Source organism: Ralstonia sp. UNC404CL21Col (assembly GCF_000620465.1).
GTDB classification, from domain to species: Bacteria; Pseudomonadota; Gammaproteobacteria; order Burkholderiales; family Burkholderiaceae; genus Ralstonia; species Ralstonia flatus.
The window spans coordinates 907,976-922,940 of the sequence record NZ_JIBE01000003.1; the positions used below are offsets into that span (position 1 = coordinate 907,976).

A 14,965-nucleotide genomic window follows, 5' to 3' on the forward strand; every position below is an offset into this window, starting at 1 on the left:
AACCACATGAACCGCACTGCCCGCCGCTTTGCTGCAGCCCTTGCCTGCGCTGCCGCCAGCACCCTTGCTGCCCCCCTCGCCCAAGCCCAATCCACCGCAGAGGCCAACGTGGCCGCAAGCGCCAGCAGCGGCAGTAGCACCGGCGGCGGCTTCAGCGGCTTCATGGACAACTACGTCTGGGGCCGCAACGTCATGGCGGTGGGCTGGTTCTACATCCGCCCGATGGATTCCGCCACGCCGCTGACGACCACCACCAGCGCGCTCGGCCTTGGCACCTATCAGTCGCCGGGAACTGACGTGAAAGTCAGTAACGCGAATACGCTGTCGCTCACGTTCACGCACTTCTTTAACGACAACATCGCCGGCACGTTCGTGGGTGGTGTTCCGCCCAAATTCAACCTGTATGGCAGCGGCAATGTGATCGCCCCGGTGCCGGTGGTCGGGCCGCTGACGCTCATCAACCTGGGCCTGCCGCAAAACAACCCGGTTGCCACCGTGCGTGAATGGAGCCCGGCGATCGTCGCGCAGTACTACTTCGGCACCAAGGAAAGCAAGCTGCGCCCGTTCCTCGGCGCTGGCGTCAGCTACAACTTCTTCACCAATCTGCGCCTGAACTCAAACTTCGTGAACGCGCTGCAAAACCTCGGGCAGGTGCTGCAGCTGGGCATGGGACAGGTGCCGACGGGCCCGGCCAAGGTGACGGCGGAGACGTCCAGCTCCTGGACGCCCGTCGCCAACGTGGGGGTGTCGTATGAGTTCGCCAAGAACTGGACCGCCATCGGCACGGTGTCGTACCTGCCGCTGAAGACGACCTCCACCATCACGATCCGCAGCCAGCAAGGCCAAGTGCTGGCAGTCAACAAGACCGACATCAAGGTCGACCCGATCGTCTTCGGGCTGGCAGTGGGTTACAAGTTCTAAGCCGCGGAATTGCTCCATCGCAAAACGCCACCTTCGGGTGGCGTTTTTCATTGGGGCGCGACCCGATATCATGGCGGACTGTTACCCGCCGATCACCGCGCCGATTTCCGGATTCCTGCCCGCACCCACGCCACATCCATGACCCAGCCTTCCATCGCCATCGTCGGAGCCGGCATTGCCGGCGTTGCCTGTGCCAACGCGCTTGCCGCCGAAGGCATCGCCACCACGGTCTATGAGCAGGCCGCAGGCGTGGGCGGCAGGCTGGCGACTACGGTATTGCCCGAGGCCGCCCCGGCGTATGCGTTCGATCATGGAGCGCAGTCGTTCAACGTGCGCAGCGAGGCCTTCCGCCGCGCGGTGGACGCCGCTGGCCGTCAGGGCTCGGTGTTGCCGTGGCCCGCGCGTTGGGGCCATCGCACGGCCGACGCGCTGGAAGCCGACTCGCGCGATGAAGCCCGCTATGTCGGCCTGCCCGGCATGGGCGCGCTGGTGCGCAGCCTGGCAGCACCGCTGGATGTGCGCTTCGGCCACGCCGTCACGCGCGTCGCGCACGACGGCCGGCGCTGGACGATCGAGCGCAGCGGCACGGACGCCGCCCACGCCGACATCCTCGCCCTGGCGCTGCCCGCACCCGAACTGCCGGCGCTGTTTCATGGCGCGACGCCGGCTTCGCTGCAGGAAACCATTGCCCCGGTGCGTTACGCCCCCTGCTGGGCCTTGATGATGGGTTTTGCGCAACCGCTTAGCTTGCCGTATGACGGCATCCGGATTGACGACGACATGCTGGCCTGGGCTGCACGCGACAACACCAAGCCCGGCCGCGTCATGGTCGATGAATCGTGGGTCGTGCATGCATCGCCGGACTGGTCAGCCGCCCATGCCCACGACCCCCCCGAGCAGGCGCTCCATGCCATGCACGCCCGCTTTGCGGAGGCATTCCCGGGGACGCCGGAGCCCGATCTGATGGCCGCGCACCTGTGGCCGCATGCGCTGGTCGAGCAGTCTGCCGGCATGCCCTGCCACTGGGACGCGGCCGACCGCCTGGGCGCCTGCGGTGATTGGTGCGAAGGCCCGCGCGTGGAAGCCGCGTTCCTCAGCGGTGTTGCGCTGGCCGCCAAGATTGCCGAAGCGCTATAAGAGTTCGGCCCGGAACGTTACAATATCGGGTTGTCTCGTGTTTCGTGTGCCGGGTCGCTCACCCGGCGGTGGCTTTCTCCTGACGACGCCATGCGCACCCGACGCCAAGTCCTCGCCCTAGCCTTTGCTGCCGTTGCTGCGGCATCGGCGCCGTTGCTGTCTCATGCGCAAGTCCTGCGCAACATTCCGGCGACGGCCCCGGCGGCCCAATTGACCGTCAATTCGGCCAATACCGGCACGCTGAGTACCGGCAGCACCGGCATCGTCCGCATCCTGCTGCTGGGCTTCGGAAGCAGCAGCGCCGATATCCGCTTTGCCCCGGGCGTGCGGATCCTGTCGCTGGACGGGCGGCTGCTGCCGCCGGGTTCGGTGGTCGGCCAGACGTTCAAGGTGCGCTATCAGCTCGACCTGTATCAGCAGTTGCTGACAGCCTGGGTTGTCAGCGATGACGACTACAAGGCTGCGGTGGCCGCACAAAGTCAGGCGCAAGCGCAGTCACAGTAGTCAGAACACCCCACGAAGCACGTGCCCCCAGGTCAACCACTGTGAACGGCACATGAAAAAAGTCTTCATCAAAACCTACGGCTGCCAGATGAACGAGTACGACTCGGACAAGATGTCCGACGTGCTCAACGCAGCCGAAGGCCTCGTCCCCACCGACACGCCCGAAGATGCGGACGTGATCCTCTTCAACACCTGCTCCGTGCGCGAGAAGGCGCAGGAGAAAGTGTTCTCCGAACTCGGCCGTGTGAAGGCGCTCAAGGCGCTCAAGCCTGACCTCGTGGTCGGCGTGGGGGGCTGCGTGGCCAGCCAGGAAGGCGCATCCATCGTGGCGCGCGCTCCTTACGTGGATGTCGTGTTCGGCCCGCAGACGCTGCACCGCCTGCCCGACCTGATCGCCGCGCGCCGCCGCACGGGCCGCTCGCAGGTCGACGTGTCCTTCCCCGAGATCGAGAAGTTCGACCACCTGCCGCCCGCGCGCGTGGACGGCGCCAGCGCCTTCGTATCGATCATGGAAGGCTGCTCGAAATACTGCAGCTACTGCGTGGTGCCCTACACGCGCGGCGAAGAGGTCTCGCGCCCGTTCGACGACGTGCTGGCCGAAGTGGCCGGCCTGGCCGAACAGGGCGTGCGCGAAGTCACGCTGCTCGGCCAAAACGTCAACGCGTACATCGGCAAGATGGGCGACACGAGCGAGCGGGCGGACTTCGCACTGCTGCTCGAATACGTGGCCGAGATTCCGGGCATCGAGCGCATCCGCTACACGACCAGTCACCCGAAGGAATTCAGCTCGCGCCTGATCGAGGCCTATGCCACCAACCCGAAGCTCGTCGACCACCTGCACCTGCCCGTGCAGCACGGCTCCGACCGCATCCTGATGGCGATGAAGCGCGGCTACACGGTGCTCGAATACAAGAGCAGCATCCGCAAGCTGCGCGCGATCCGGCCGAACATCTCGATCGCCACCGATTTCATCGTCGGTTTCCCGGGCGAGACGGATGCCGACTTCGCCAAGACGATGGATCTGATCCACGAGATCGGCTATGACACGTCGTTCAGCTTCATCTATAGCCCGCGCCCCGGCACGCCGGCCGCCAACCTGCCCGACGATACGCCGCAGGCGGTCAAGCTCGAACGCCTGAAACATTTGCAGGCCACCATCGAAGAAAACGTGGCGCGCATCAGCCAAGGCATGGTCGGCAGCGTGCAGCGCATTCTGGTGGAAGGCCCGTCGCGCAAGGATCCGACGGAACTGCACGGCCGCACCGAGAACAACCGCGTCGTCAACTTCGCGCTGCCCGATCTGCCGCAGGCGCGCCGCGACCAGCTGATCGGCCAGATGCTGGACGTGCGCATCGTGCACGCCTTCCCGCATTCGCTGCGTGGCGAAGTGGCGGAACAGCGCACGGCCAGCACGACTCACTGATCATCAACACGACCCGATTTGATGAAACCCACCATCGCAGAATTCACGGCGCCCAAGAACGACAACACGCGCCTGCAGAACCTGTGCGGTCCGCTGGATGAAAACCTGCGCCAGATCGAGCAGGCGCTGGACGTGACCATCAACCGCCGCGGCAGCAAGTTCACCGTGCGCGGCGCCAACGCGCAGGGCGCGGCCAACGCATTGGAGACGTTCTATAACGCCGCGCGCGACCCGCTGTCGGTGGACGACATCCAGCTCGGCCTGGTGGAAACGCGCCAGGTGGCTGCACACGGCGCGTATCTGCCGGAATCGAGCGCGGACGTGCCGGACGGCAATGATCTGTCGCCCGTGCTGCATACGCGGCGCACCGATCTGCATGGCCGCACGCCGATGCAGCGGGCGTATCTGCGCAACATCCTGTCTCACGATTTGTCGTTCGGCATTGGCCCCGCCGGGACGGGCAAGACGTATCTGGCCGTGGCCTGCGCGGTGGACGCGCTCGAGCGCGACGCCATCAAGCGCATCGTGCTGACGCGCCCTGCCGTGGAAGCCGGTGAACGCCTGGGCTTCCTGCCCGGCGATCTCGCCCAGAAAGTCGACCCATACCTGCGTCCGCTGTACGACGCGCTGTACGACCTGCTTGGCTTCGACAAGACGCAGAAGATGTTCGAGCGCCAGATGATCGAGATCGCGCCGCTGGCCTACATGCGCGGACGCACGCTCAATCACGCGTTCATCATCCTGGACGAAGCCCAGAACACCACGCCGGAACAGATGAAGATGTTCCTTACGCGGATCGGCTTCGGCTCCAAGGCGGTGATCACCGGCGACACCACGCAGATCGATTTGCCGCGCGGCCAGAAGAGCGGCCTGATCGAAGCGCAGCACGTGCTGCGTGACGTGCGCGGCGTGGCGATGACGCGCTTCACCAGCGTCGACGTGGTGCGGCACCCGCTGGTGGCCCGCATCGTCGAGGCCTATGACGAATTCCATGCCCAGCATAAAGATGCATAAGGACGCCTGAACGTGGCTAAAGCAAAAACCCAAACCAAAGCAAAAACCAAAAAGACCCAGGCCGCAGCCGCCGAGTCGCTCGGTCCGCGCGTCGACGTATTCGACGCCCAGGGCAAACCCAAGACGGTCGATGCAAGCGCCCTGCGCATTGCCTTTGCCGATGGCCGCAGCCTGATCCTGGGCCTGCCGAATACCGTCGATGGCGCGATCACCCTGGTTGCCGAACACGCCGACGCCGACATGCACGCCATGCTCTCGCTGCGCCCCGAGCACCACGACAGCATCACGTTGCGCATCGAAACCCAGCCCGCCGAGTTGGCCGACTCCACGGAAGAAGCCTTCGACGACGACACTGCCGGCGCCGAGATGCTCACGCTCGACCTGACCGTGCAGTACGGCGATGAACTGAAGGCTGCCGCTCGCAAGGCGCTGCCGAAAGAACGCGACATCGAAGCGTGGATTGCGCCCGCACTGTTTGCCGACGCGCAGCTCAACGTGCGCTTTGTCGGCGAAGAAGAAGGCCGCACGCTTAACCGCACCTACCGCGGCAAGGACTACGCCACCAACGTGCTGACCTTCTCCTACGCCGAGAGCGCGGAAGACCCGGTCTCGGCCGACATCGTGCTGTGCTGCGCGGTGGTGGAAAAGGAAGCGAAGGAACAGAAGAAGCCGCTGCTCGCCCACTACGCGCATCTGATCGTGCACGGCGCGCTGCACGCCCAGGGCTACGACCACGAAGACCCGGCCGATGCGAAGGAAATGGAAGGCATCGAAACGGAGATCCTCGGCGACCTCGGTTTTGCCGATCCGTACGCAGATCGTTAAAGCGCAACGCACTTGCTGCTCAAACGCCGGCCTCGCGCCGGCGTTTTGCTTTTGCATGTTCCATGCGTGCAGCATGCTGTTTCAACGATGAATCAACCCGCATTGACGCAAACCCAGTCCTGACAACGGTTTACGGGTTTCCCTCCGCCATTCGGCGCAGGCCCGCGCTGTTCGAACCGCGCATGCACATCGCACAGGCCGTCCGCCATCCGGCACCCCCGCCGCTCTCCGTATGGCGCATGGGTTTTGCCGTAGCGATTTCTATCCTCCACGCATAAGCCGCCGCTCGAGCGCGCTTCACAAAATCGGCGCAAACGAGCGCCATTGGCCAGCCCGCGCACAGACGGGCAAGGCCACCGCGGGGAGGTCATCATGCGTCAACGCTTCATGGACAGCATTCCGTGGGCCACGCTGCTGGTTGGCGTGGGTGTCGGCACGGCGCTCGCGGTCACGCCGCGCATTGCGCACGCTGATCACAAGCAGTCGTGCTATGCCGGCATCGTCGTCGTGTTCGACGGTGCATGGCATCCGGGCGCGGTGGTCGGCTGCCGGACCGTCAACATCTCCGACAGCAACAACGTGGTCGGCGCCGAGGTGAACCTGATGATCGCGCAAGGCACCATCCGGCCGCGCGTGCAGGCAGTCGTCGGCAGCACGAGCGTGCAGGCGCTCATTGGCGGCGGTTACGACTTTGCGAGCAGCAAGGCACTGGTGGGCGTCGGCGCCACAGGCGACCACTGGCTCGCCGGTGTCGATATGGAAATCGCCGGACGCTGGACGGCCTACGGCGGCGCGAGCACGCTGGGCCGGTATCACAGCAATTCGCGTCCCGCAGACCCGGCACCGGCGGCAACCACGCCGACCAGCAACAACGAGGTGCCGCCACCGAGCGGGAACAACACGCCGCCGTCCAAGCCCAGCCCGACGCCGGCCCCCGCACCCGGTGCGTCGCCCAGCCCTGGCCCCACGCCGGCACCTACACCGAGCCCTGGGCCCAGCCCGTCGCCGACTCCATCGCCGAGCCCGACTCCAAGCCCAACGCCGACACCCGCCCCGACGCCAACGCCGACGCCGAGCCCATCGCCCGTCCCGTCGCCGTGCGGAAGCTGCCACGGAGGCGGTCACCACCACGGGCACCACCATGATCACGACCACGATCATGACCACGGCGGGCATCACGGTGGGGATCATGATCACGGAGGCGGCGGAAACCACGGTGGCGATCACGACCACGGCGGCGGCGGACATCACGGTGGCGATCACGACCACGGCGGTGACGGACACCACGGTGGCGATCACGATCACGGAGGTGACGGAAACCACGGTGGCGATCACGACCACGGCGGCGGCGGAAACCACGGCGGCGATCACGACCACGGCGGCGACGGACACCACGGCGGCGATCACGACCACGGCGGCGATCACGACCACGGCGGTGACGGCCACCACGGCGGCGATCACGATCACGGAGGTGACGGAAACCACGGTGGCGATCACGACCACGGCGGTGACGGCCACCACGGCGGCGATCACGACCACGGCGGCGGCGGAAACCACGGTGGCGATCATGACCACGGCGGCGACGGACACCACGGTGGCGATCATGACCACGGGGGTAATCACGACCATGGCAAGCATCACGGCCAGGGCGATCATGGCCACCACGGCGGCGATGACAACCACAGCAACAACGGCCATCACTACGGCGAGGGCCACGGTAGCGGCAACCCGGGAGCGGATCACGATCGCGGCGGCGAGGGCGACGACTCGGGCGGGCATGGTCAGCATCATGATCAGGGCGACGCCAACCCAAGTCAGAACGACAATCACCCAGGCAACGAAGGCAGCAACGCGCACGGCAACGGCCAGCAACGCGGCGGCGAAGGCGGACACGACTGACCGCTTCCCCCTCGGCAGATCGTCCGTCTCAACGCGCCCGAACCCGGCCTCCAGATGTGAAATAGAAGCCACTTCTGGAGGCTGGGCGGCCACCCCACGTCATCGGGACGGCAGGGCTTTTGGTGTATGCTGGCCCGATGTTTAACGACGCGCGACCGCGCCATGAATGATCCGTATCCCAGTCCGAAGCCAGCCGACAAACCCCGCTCGCTGCTGGAACGCCTGACCGACCTCATCTCGCCCGAGCCCGAATCGCGGGCCGAGCTGCTCGAAATCCTCCAAGACGCCCATGCGCGCAGCCTGATTGACGCCGACTCCCTGTCGATGATCGAAGGCGTCTTCCAGGTCTCAGACCTGTGTGCGCGCGACATCATGATCCCGCGCGCGCAGATGGATGCGCTGAACATCGCCGACGCGCCATCAGAATTCATCCCGTTTGTGCAGGAAGCCGCGCATTCGCGCTTCCCCGTCTACGAAGGCAGCCGCGACAACATCATCGGCATCCTGCTCGCCAAGGATCTGCTGCGCTTCTACACCGACGAAGGCTTCGACGTGCGCGACATGCTGCGCCCGGCCGTGTTCATCCCCGAATCCAAGCGACTGAACGTGCTGTTGCGCGACTTCCGCGTCAACCGCAACCACATCGCCATCGTCGTTGACGAATACGGCGGCGTGGCGGGGCTCATCACCATCGAAGACGTGCTGGAGCAGATCGTCGGCGACATCGAAGACGAATACGACTTCGACCAGGAAGAAGACAACATCCTGCCGACCGCCGATGGCCACATGCGCGTGCGCGGGCTGACCGAAATCAGCCAGTTCAACGAAGCCTTCGGCACACATTTCTCCGACGAAGACGTCGATACCGTGGGCGGGCTGTTGTCCAACCACCTGGGCCGCGTGCCGCACCGCGGCGAGAAGATCGTCATGGGCACGCTGCAATTCGACGTGCTGCGCGCCGATGCGCGCCAGGTGCAGGTGCTGCTCGTGCGCCGCCTCACCGCGCCGGCCGGCGGCAATGCCACGGCCGACACCTCTGGTTCTCACCCCGCCTGATCCCTCCGTGCCCGCTCAGTTCTCTTCCCCTGCCGCACCGTCCCGTCGGCAGGATGCCCAAGCTGTGCCGCTCGCGCGGTTGCGTTTTGCGATGCCGCTGGCGGCATTGCTCGGCGTCATGCATACGCTGTCGTTCGCGCCGAACCACTGGTGGTGGCTGCAGATCCTCTCGCTGACGGGGCTGGCTGCGCTCGTACAGCGCGCGCCGCGCCTGCGTGATGCGGCGTACGTTGGCTACGCCTTCGGGCTCGGCTGGTTCCTGTCGGGCGTCTGGTGGCTCTATATCAGCATGCACGTCTACGGCGACATGCCGGCATGGATGGCCGCGCTGGCAGTGCTGCTGTTTGCCGGCTACCTGGCGCTGCATCCGGCGCTGGCGGTGTGGGCATGGCAGTGGCTCACGAGACGCGGGCGGTGGTCCGGTACCGCATCCGCGCTGGTATTCGGCGCGGCATGGGCCGTTACGGAATGGCTACGCGGCACGGTCTGGACGGGCTTCCCCTGGATCAACGGCGGCTACGCGCATACCGATGGCCCGCTGGCCGGCTACGCGCCGCTGGTGGGCGTCTACGGCATCGTGCTGATCGCCGCCGTGCTGGCCGGCCTGCTGTGCGTCGCGGCCGAGCGCCGGCTGCATTGGCTGTCGGGCGTCGCCGGTGCGCTTGTGCTGGTGGCCGGCTGGCCGCTGCACGGCATTGCGTGGACGCAGGCGGTGGGCAAGCCGATCTCCGTGCGCCTTCTGCAGGGCAATGTGCCGCAGGACGTGAAGTTCCAGCAGACCGGCATCGAGCGCTCGCTGGAGCTGTACACCAAGATGGTCACCGAGAAGCCCGCGCAACTCGTGGTTACGCCCGAGACGGCCTTCCCGATCATGATCCAAGAGATGCCGCAGGAGATCGCGCTGGCCATCCGCACCTATGTGGATACCACGGGTTCCAGCGTGCTGTTTGGCGCCGCCAGCGAGGACTCGCGCGTCGACTACACCAACAGCGTGTTCGGCGTCGGCCCGCAATTCCAGGGCGTGTACCGCTACAACAAGCACCATCTCGTGCCCTTCGGCGAGTTCATCCCCTTCGGTTTCCACTGGTTCGTCAACATGATGAACATGCCGCTGGGCGACTTCCGGCGCGGCCTGCCCGTGCAGCCGGCCATGGCGGTGGCCGACCAGCGTGTCGCGCCCAACATCTGCTACGAGGATTTGTTTGGCGAAGAAATTGCCGCATCGCTGCGGCACGCAGACCAGCCCGCGACGATGCTCGCCAACGTGACGAACCTGGCATGGTTTGGCGACACGATCGCGCTGGACCAGCACCTGCAGATCTCACGCATGCGGGCGCTCGAAACGGGCCGGCCGATGCTGCGTGCCACCAACACGGGCGCGACCGCCGTGGTGCGGCCGGACGGCAGCGTTCAGGCGCGCCTGCCGGTCTTTACGCTGGGCACGCTGCAGGCTGACGTGCAAGGCACGCAAGGCCTGACGCCCTTCGTGCGGGCCGGCAATGCGCCCGCGCTGGGCGTGGGCGCGCTGGTTCTGCTGGTGGCATTTGTGCGCCGGCGCCGGGCTTCGGCGGATTGATCGTTCAGCGCCCGGAGGGCTTTCGAGCCACTTTCCGGAGTCGCTGACAAAAAACGCTAAAATTCAACGTTTTACGGCGGGCAGGGAGCCAGGCGCTTCCCGTGCCCGCCGCTGCATTCCACCGTCGCGCGGCGCAACGCATCGTTCCGTGCCGCCGCGGACCAACGGGTACCACCATGCTCACCTTCCAGCAACTCATCCTCAAGCTGCAGTCGTACTGGGACGCCCAGGGCTGCGCCCTGCTGCAACCGATCGACCTTGAAGTCGGCGCCGGCACGTCGCATGTGCACACCTTCCTGCGCGCGATCGGCCCCGAGCCGTGGCGTGCCGCCTACGTGCAACCGTCGCGCCGCCCCAAGGACGGCCGCTACGGCGAGAACCCGAACCGCCTGCAGCATTACTACCAATACCAGGTGGTGCTCAAGCCGGCGCCGGAAAACATCCTCGACCTGTACCTCGGGTCGCTGGAAGCGCTGGGCCTGGACCTGAAGCAGAACGACGTCCGCTTTGTGGAAGACGACTGGGAGAACCCCACGCTCGGCGCCTGGGGCCTGGGCTGGGAGGTCTGGCTCAACGGCATGGAAGTGACGCAATTCACCTACTTCCAGCAAGTCGGTGGCCTGGACTGCAAACCCGTGACCGGTGAGATCACCTACGGCATCGAGCGCCTGGCGATGTACCTGCAGCAGGTCGAAAACATCTACGACCTGGTCTGGACCGAGTGGGAAGAGCCGGGCCCGAACGGCCCCGTGAAGCGCCGCCTGACCTATGGCGACGTCTATCACCAGAACGAAGTCGAGCAATCGACCTACAACTTCGAGCAGGCCGACACGACTGTCCTGTTCCGCCGCTTTGCCGAGCACGAAGCCGAAGCCAAGCGCCTGATGGGCGTGCGCGCAGAAGGCGAAGCCGCGGCCGAGGGCGACGCACCTGTCGTGCAACTGGCCCTGCCCGCCTACGAGCAAGTGCTCAAGGCCGGCCACACCTTCAACCTGCTGGACGCTCGCGGCGCCATTTCGGTGACGGAGCGCGCGGCCTACATCGGCCGCATCCGCAACCTGTCGCGCCTCGTCGCACAGGCCTACTACGATTCGCGCGAGCGCCTGGGCTTCCCGATGTGCGGCACGGCCGCTGCAGCCGCCAAGACGACGGAGGCCGCATGACGGCCAACCGAGCACGGCGTGGCCTGGCGCTGCTGACGGCAGCGTCCATCGCCGCGCTGGCGCTACCGGCCGGCGTTGCGCAAGCGGCACGGCATCGCACGTCCAAGGCCGCATCGACGGAGAAGGTTTTTGTCGTGCCCAACACTTTGACGCAGCTTTGCGTGGCCGATTCCAAGCCGCTCCAGCAAGCGCTGAGCACGGCCTGGACGCCGCCTCCGCCGTCGCTCGATCAATGGACGAGCCTCGTGCGCACGATGGCCTGCGACCTGTCCGGCGCGCGTGACCTCGGCTGGCATCGCGTGCCGCTGCGCACCTATGCGACGGCCCTGCGCTTCCCGCTCACGTGGGTGGAGTGGCAAGGCACCGGCGCCAAGGCACAGCGCCGTGCGCGCGTGTTCCGCTCGGCCGGGCAGTTGCCGAGCCGCTTGGAATTCAACGTGTCGGGCACGCTGCAAGAGGTGCGCTACGACGCGCGACGCGGCTTGTTGTCTGCGCGGTTCCTGCGCCGTGATGCGGCCGCGCCGGGCACCACGCCTGCCCCGATTGCACCGCCTCCGCCGCCGGGCCAGTGCGCCGGCACGCAATTGCAGTTTCAGCAGCAGAACGGCGTGTGGCTGCTCTCGGGCGTGGAACCCGTGCCCGGCTCGCCCTGCTGATCACTGAACCGAACCCCACAACGTACCGCCGCACCTGATCTGAATACCGCGCGGCGCAGAACAACGACGTCACCGATTCAAACGCTATGTCCACCCTCCTGATCGAACTGCTGACCGAAGAACTGCCGCCCAAGGCGCTGGCCCGCCTGGGCGAGGCGTTTGCGCGCGGCCTGTTTGACGGTCTGTCGGCGCAAGGCCTGCTCGAAGAGGGCGCCGCCGTGGAAGGTTTTGCCACGCCGCGCCGCCTGGCTGCATCGATCACCGGCGTGCGCCGCACCGCGCCCGATCGTGAATTGCGCGAGAAGGTGCTGCCCGTGACCATCGCCTTCGATGCCGAGGGCAAGCCCGCCGCGCCGCTCGTCAAGAAGCTGGCCGCGCTGGCCAAGACCGTAGGCGTGGACGCCATCGCCCCCGAATCGCTCGAGCGCGCACCCGACGGCAAGGCCGAAGCGCTGTTCTATCGCTATACCGCGCGCGGCGCCGTGCTGGCCGACGGCCTGCAGACTGCACTGACGCAGACCATCGCCAGTCTGCCGATTCCGAAGGTGATGACGTATCAGCGCCCGAACGGCGATAACGTGCAGTTCGTACGCCCGGCGCACAAGCTGATCGCCCTGCTCGACAGCGAAGTCATCCCCGTCAGCGCATTCGGCCTGCAAGCGGGCAACGTGACGCTGGGCCACCGTTTCCTGTCGGCTGGTGAGATCGTCATCCAAGACGCTACGTCGTATGCCAGCACGCTGGAGTCGCAGGGCAAGGTCATCGCCGGCTACGGCAAGCGCCGCGAAGCCATCCGCGCCGAGCTGCTCAAGACGGCCGGCGCCGATACGGTGGTCATGCCCGAAGCGCTGCTCGACGAGGTGAACGCGCTGGTGGAGTGGCCCGTGGTCTACCCCTGCCATTTCGAGGAAGCGTTCCTCGCCGTGCCGCAGGAGTGCCTGATCCTGACCATGCAGACGAACCAGAAGTACTTTGCGCTGACCGATGCACAGGGCCATCTGCGCAACCGCTTCCTGATCGTCTCGAACATCGCCACGAGCACGCCCGAGGCGATCATTCAAGGCAATGAGCGCGTGGTGCGCCCGCGCCTGGCCGACGCCCGCTTCTTCTTCGAGCAGGACAAGAAAAAGCCGCTGGCCGACCGCGTGCCGCTGCTCTCGCGCGTGGTGTATCACAACAAGATCGGCACGCAGCTTGAGCGTGTGTCGCGCCTGCAGGCCATCGCGGGCCAACTGGCCGAGAAGCTCGGCGCGGATGTCGCGCACGCCTCGCGCGGCGCTCTGCTGGCCAAGGCCGATCTGCTGACCGACATGGTGGGCGAGTTTCCGGAGCTGCAAGGCACGATGGGCACCTACTACGCCCGCCACGACGGCGAACCCGACGACGTGGCGCTGGCCTGCTCCGAGCACTACCAACCGCGCTTTGCCGGCGACGCGCTGCCCAGCACCGCCACCGGTACCGTGGTGGCGCTGGCCGACAAGCTGGAAACGCTGGTCGGTATCTGGGGCATCGGTCTGCAACCCACGGGTGAGAAAGATCCGTTCGCGCTGCGCCGCCACGCGCTCGGCATCCTGCGCATGCTGATCGAGAAGCCGCTTGCGCTCACGATTGATGATGCGCTGCAGATTGCCGCTGCCAGCTTCGATGGCATCGCCGCCGTCAAGCCGGACCTGGCTGCCATCTCCGACTTCCTCTACGACCGCCTGCGCGGCTACCTGAAGGACAAGGGCTACAGCACCAACGAGGTGGAAGCCGTGGTCAGCCAGCGCCCGCAGCGCCTGGACGACATCGTTGCGCGCCTCGACGCCGTGCGCGCCTTCGCGGCCCTGCCGCAAGCCGAAGCGTTGGCCGCCGCCAACAAGCGCATCACCAACATCCTGAAGAAGACGGACGCAGCGATTGGCGCCGTGCAGCCGCAACTGCTCAAGGAAGACGCCGAGCGCGCGCTGCATCAGGCCGTGGCCTCGTCGGAGCCGCAGGTGCACGATGCCTTCGCACGCGGTGATTTCACCACCGCGCTCAAGACGTTGGCCGGCCTGCGCGAAGCGGTCGATACGTTCTTCGACGGCGTGATGGTGATGGCCGACGACACCGCGCTGCGCGACAACCGCCTGGCGCTGCTGGCTGAACTGCACGGACTGATGAACCGCGTGGCGGACATCTCCAAGCTGGCCGCCTGATCGGCAACCCAAGCACCGTTCGGAGCCCACCATGCCCCATGTTCCCAAACTGGTGATTCTCGACCGCGATGGCGTCATCAACCACGACAGCGACCAGTTCATCAAGTCGCCTGACGAGTGGATCGCCCTCGACGGCAGCCTGGAAGCCATTGCCGAACTGAACCAGGCCGGCTACCAGGTGATCGTGGCCACCAACCAGTCGGGCATCGGACGCGGCCTGTTCGAGGCTGCGGCACTCAACGCCATGCACGAGAAGATGTACAAGGCGCTCGCCACCTACGGCGGACGCGTCGATGCCGTCTTCTTCTGCCCGCACACCGCCGCCGATGCCTGCGACTGCCGCAAACCCAAGTCCGGCATGCTGCGCGAGATTGCACGCCGCTTCGACGTGGACCTCACGGGCGTGCCGGTCGTGGGAGACTCGCTGCGCGACTTGCAGGCGGGCGTGGAAGTCGGTGCCGTGCCGCACCTCGTATTGACCGGCAAGGGCGCCAAGACCCGCGATGCCGGCAACTTGCCCCCGGGCACCCAGATTCACAAGGACCTGCGTGCGTTCGCGCGTGCGCTGCTGTCTCCCGCGCCTCAGGGCACGCCCACGCGCGCCCCTTGAA

The 14,965-nt window shown here is 66.3% G+C and carries 13 protein-coding genes; all 13 read left to right on the top strand.

Annotated features, from left to right (window positions below; all coding sequences use genetic code 11):
• The first annotated feature begins 6 nt into the window (after positions 1 to 6).
• The 13 genes from N511_RS0104320 (at position 7) to gmhB (ending at position 14,964) form a co-directional block, all read left to right on the top strand.
• Positions 7 to 921 carry an OmpW/AlkL family protein gene (locus N511_RS0104320; protein WP_027678170.1) on the top strand — a complete coding sequence of 305 codons (915 nt, stop codon included), beginning with the start codon at positions 7 to 9 and terminating at the stop codon, positions 919 to 921.
• Positions 922 to 1,059: 138 nt separating this feature from the next.
• Positions 1,060 to 2,058: an NAD(P)/FAD-dependent oxidoreductase gene (locus N511_RS0104325; protein ID WP_027678171.1), complete on the top strand. Its 999-nt coding sequence runs from the start codon at positions 1,060 to 1,062 to the stop codon at positions 2,056 to 2,058.
• Positions 2,059 to 2,148: 90 nt separating this feature from the next.
• The gene (locus N511_RS0104330) at positions 2,149 to 2,562 is read left to right on the top strand and encodes a hypothetical protein (protein WP_012761215.1); all 414 of its coding nucleotides are present in this window, start codon (positions 2,149 to 2,151) and stop codon (positions 2,560 to 2,562) included.
• A 52-nt stretch (positions 2,563 to 2,614) separates the two neighbouring features.
• Positions 2,615 to 3,985 (top strand): tRNA (N6-isopentenyl adenosine(37)-C2)-methylthiotransferase MiaB, encoded by a 1,371-nt coding sequence (miaB, locus tag N511_RS0104335; protein WP_027678172.1) that lies wholly within the window; start codon positions 2,615 to 2,617, stop codon positions 3,983 to 3,985.
• A gap of 21 nt (positions 3,986 to 4,006) precedes the next feature.
• Entirely contained in the window at positions 4,007 to 4,999 is a 993-nt protein-coding gene (locus N511_RS0104340; RefSeq protein WP_027678173.1) for a PhoH family protein, read from the top strand.
• 12 nt (positions 5,000 to 5,011) lie between these two features.
• A complete protein-coding gene (gene ybeY, locus N511_RS0104345; RefSeq protein ID WP_027678174.1) occupies positions 5,012 to 5,824 on the top strand; it encodes an rRNA maturation RNase YbeY in 813 nt (270 codons plus the stop codon).
• Between the two features lie 372 nt (positions 5,825 to 6,196).
• The gene (locus tag N511_RS24700; protein WP_231479570.1) at positions 6,197 to 7,723 is read left to right on the top strand and encodes a hypothetical protein; all 1,527 of its coding nucleotides are present in this window, start codon (positions 6,197 to 6,199) and stop codon (positions 7,721 to 7,723) included.
• A 162-nt stretch (positions 7,724 to 7,885) separates the two neighbouring features.
• Positions 7,886 to 8,779, top strand: a complete 894-nt coding sequence (locus N511_RS0104370) for an HlyC/CorC family transporter (RefSeq protein WP_027678177.1) — start codon at positions 7,886 to 7,888, stop codon at positions 8,777 to 8,779.
• 64 nt (positions 8,780 to 8,843) lie between these two features.
• Positions 8,844 to 10,355, top strand: a complete 1,512-nt coding sequence (lnt, locus tag N511_RS0104375) for an apolipoprotein N-acyltransferase (protein WP_027678178.1) — start codon at positions 8,844 to 8,846, stop codon at positions 10,353 to 10,355.
• A gap of 176 nt (positions 10,356 to 10,531) precedes the next feature.
• A complete protein-coding gene (gene glyQ / locus N511_RS0104380; protein ID WP_027678179.1) occupies positions 10,532 to 11,518 on the top strand; it encodes a glycine--tRNA ligase subunit alpha in 987 nt (328 codons plus the stop codon).
• Positions 11,515 to 12,174: a hypothetical protein gene (locus N511_RS0104385; RefSeq protein ID WP_027678180.1), complete on the top strand. Its 660-nt coding sequence runs from the start codon at positions 11,515 to 11,517 to the stop codon at positions 12,172 to 12,174. The genes glyQ and N511_RS0104385 overlap by 4 nt, the downstream gene beginning before the upstream one ends.
• A gap of 86 nt (positions 12,175 to 12,260) precedes the next feature.
• Positions 12,261 to 14,354: a glycine--tRNA ligase subunit beta gene (gene glyS / locus N511_RS0104390; RefSeq protein ID WP_027678181.1), complete on the top strand. Its 2,094-nt coding sequence runs from the start codon at positions 12,261 to 12,263 to the stop codon at positions 14,352 to 14,354.
• A 31-nt stretch (positions 14,355 to 14,385) separates the two neighbouring features.
• Entirely contained in the window at positions 14,386 to 14,964 is a 579-nt protein-coding gene (gmhB, locus tag N511_RS0104395) for a D-glycero-beta-D-manno-heptose 1,7-bisphosphate 7-phosphatase (protein ID WP_027678182.1), read from the top strand.
• Position 14,965: the final 1 nt, after the last annotated feature.

What these genes read in the sequence shown, in the direction of transcription:
- N511_RS0104320 (WP_027678170.1), top strand. Translation starts at nt 7, where the DNA reads ATGAACCGCACTGCCCGCCGCTTTGCTGCAGCCCTTGCCTGCGCTGCC.
- N511_RS0104325 (WP_027678171.1), top strand. Translation starts at nt 1,060, where the DNA reads ATGACCCAGCCTTCCATCGCCATCGTCGGAGCCGGCATTGCCGGCGTT.
- N511_RS0104330 (WP_012761215.1), top strand. Translation starts at nt 2,149, where the DNA reads ATGCGCACCCGACGCCAAGTCCTCGCCCTAGCCTTTGCTGCCGTTGCT.
- miaB (WP_027678172.1), top strand. Translation starts at nt 2,615, where the DNA reads ATGAAAAAAGTCTTCATCAAAACCTACGGCTGCCAGATGAACGAGTAC.
- N511_RS0104340 (WP_027678173.1), top strand. Translation starts at nt 4,007, where the DNA reads ATGAAACCCACCATCGCAGAATTCACGGCGCCCAAGAACGACAACACG.
- N511_RS24700 (WP_231479570.1), top strand. Translation starts at nt 6,197, where the DNA reads ATGCGTCAACGCTTCATGGACAGCATTCCGTGGGCCACGCTGCTGGTT.
- N511_RS0104370 (WP_027678177.1), top strand. Translation starts at nt 7,886, where the DNA reads ATGAATGATCCGTATCCCAGTCCGAAGCCAGCCGACAAACCCCGCTCG.
- glyQ (WP_027678179.1), top strand. Translation starts at nt 10,532, where the DNA reads ATGCTCACCTTCCAGCAACTCATCCTCAAGCTGCAGTCGTACTGGGAC.
- N511_RS0104385 (WP_027678180.1), top strand. Translation starts at nt 11,515, where the DNA reads ATGACGGCCAACCGAGCACGGCGTGGCCTGGCGCTGCTGACGGCAGCG.
- glyS (WP_027678181.1), top strand. Translation starts at nt 12,261, where the DNA reads ATGTCCACCCTCCTGATCGAACTGCTGACCGAAGAACTGCCGCCCAAG.
- gmhB (WP_027678182.1), top strand. Translation starts at nt 14,386, where the DNA reads ATGCCCCATGTTCCCAAACTGGTGATTCTCGACCGCGATGGCGTCATC.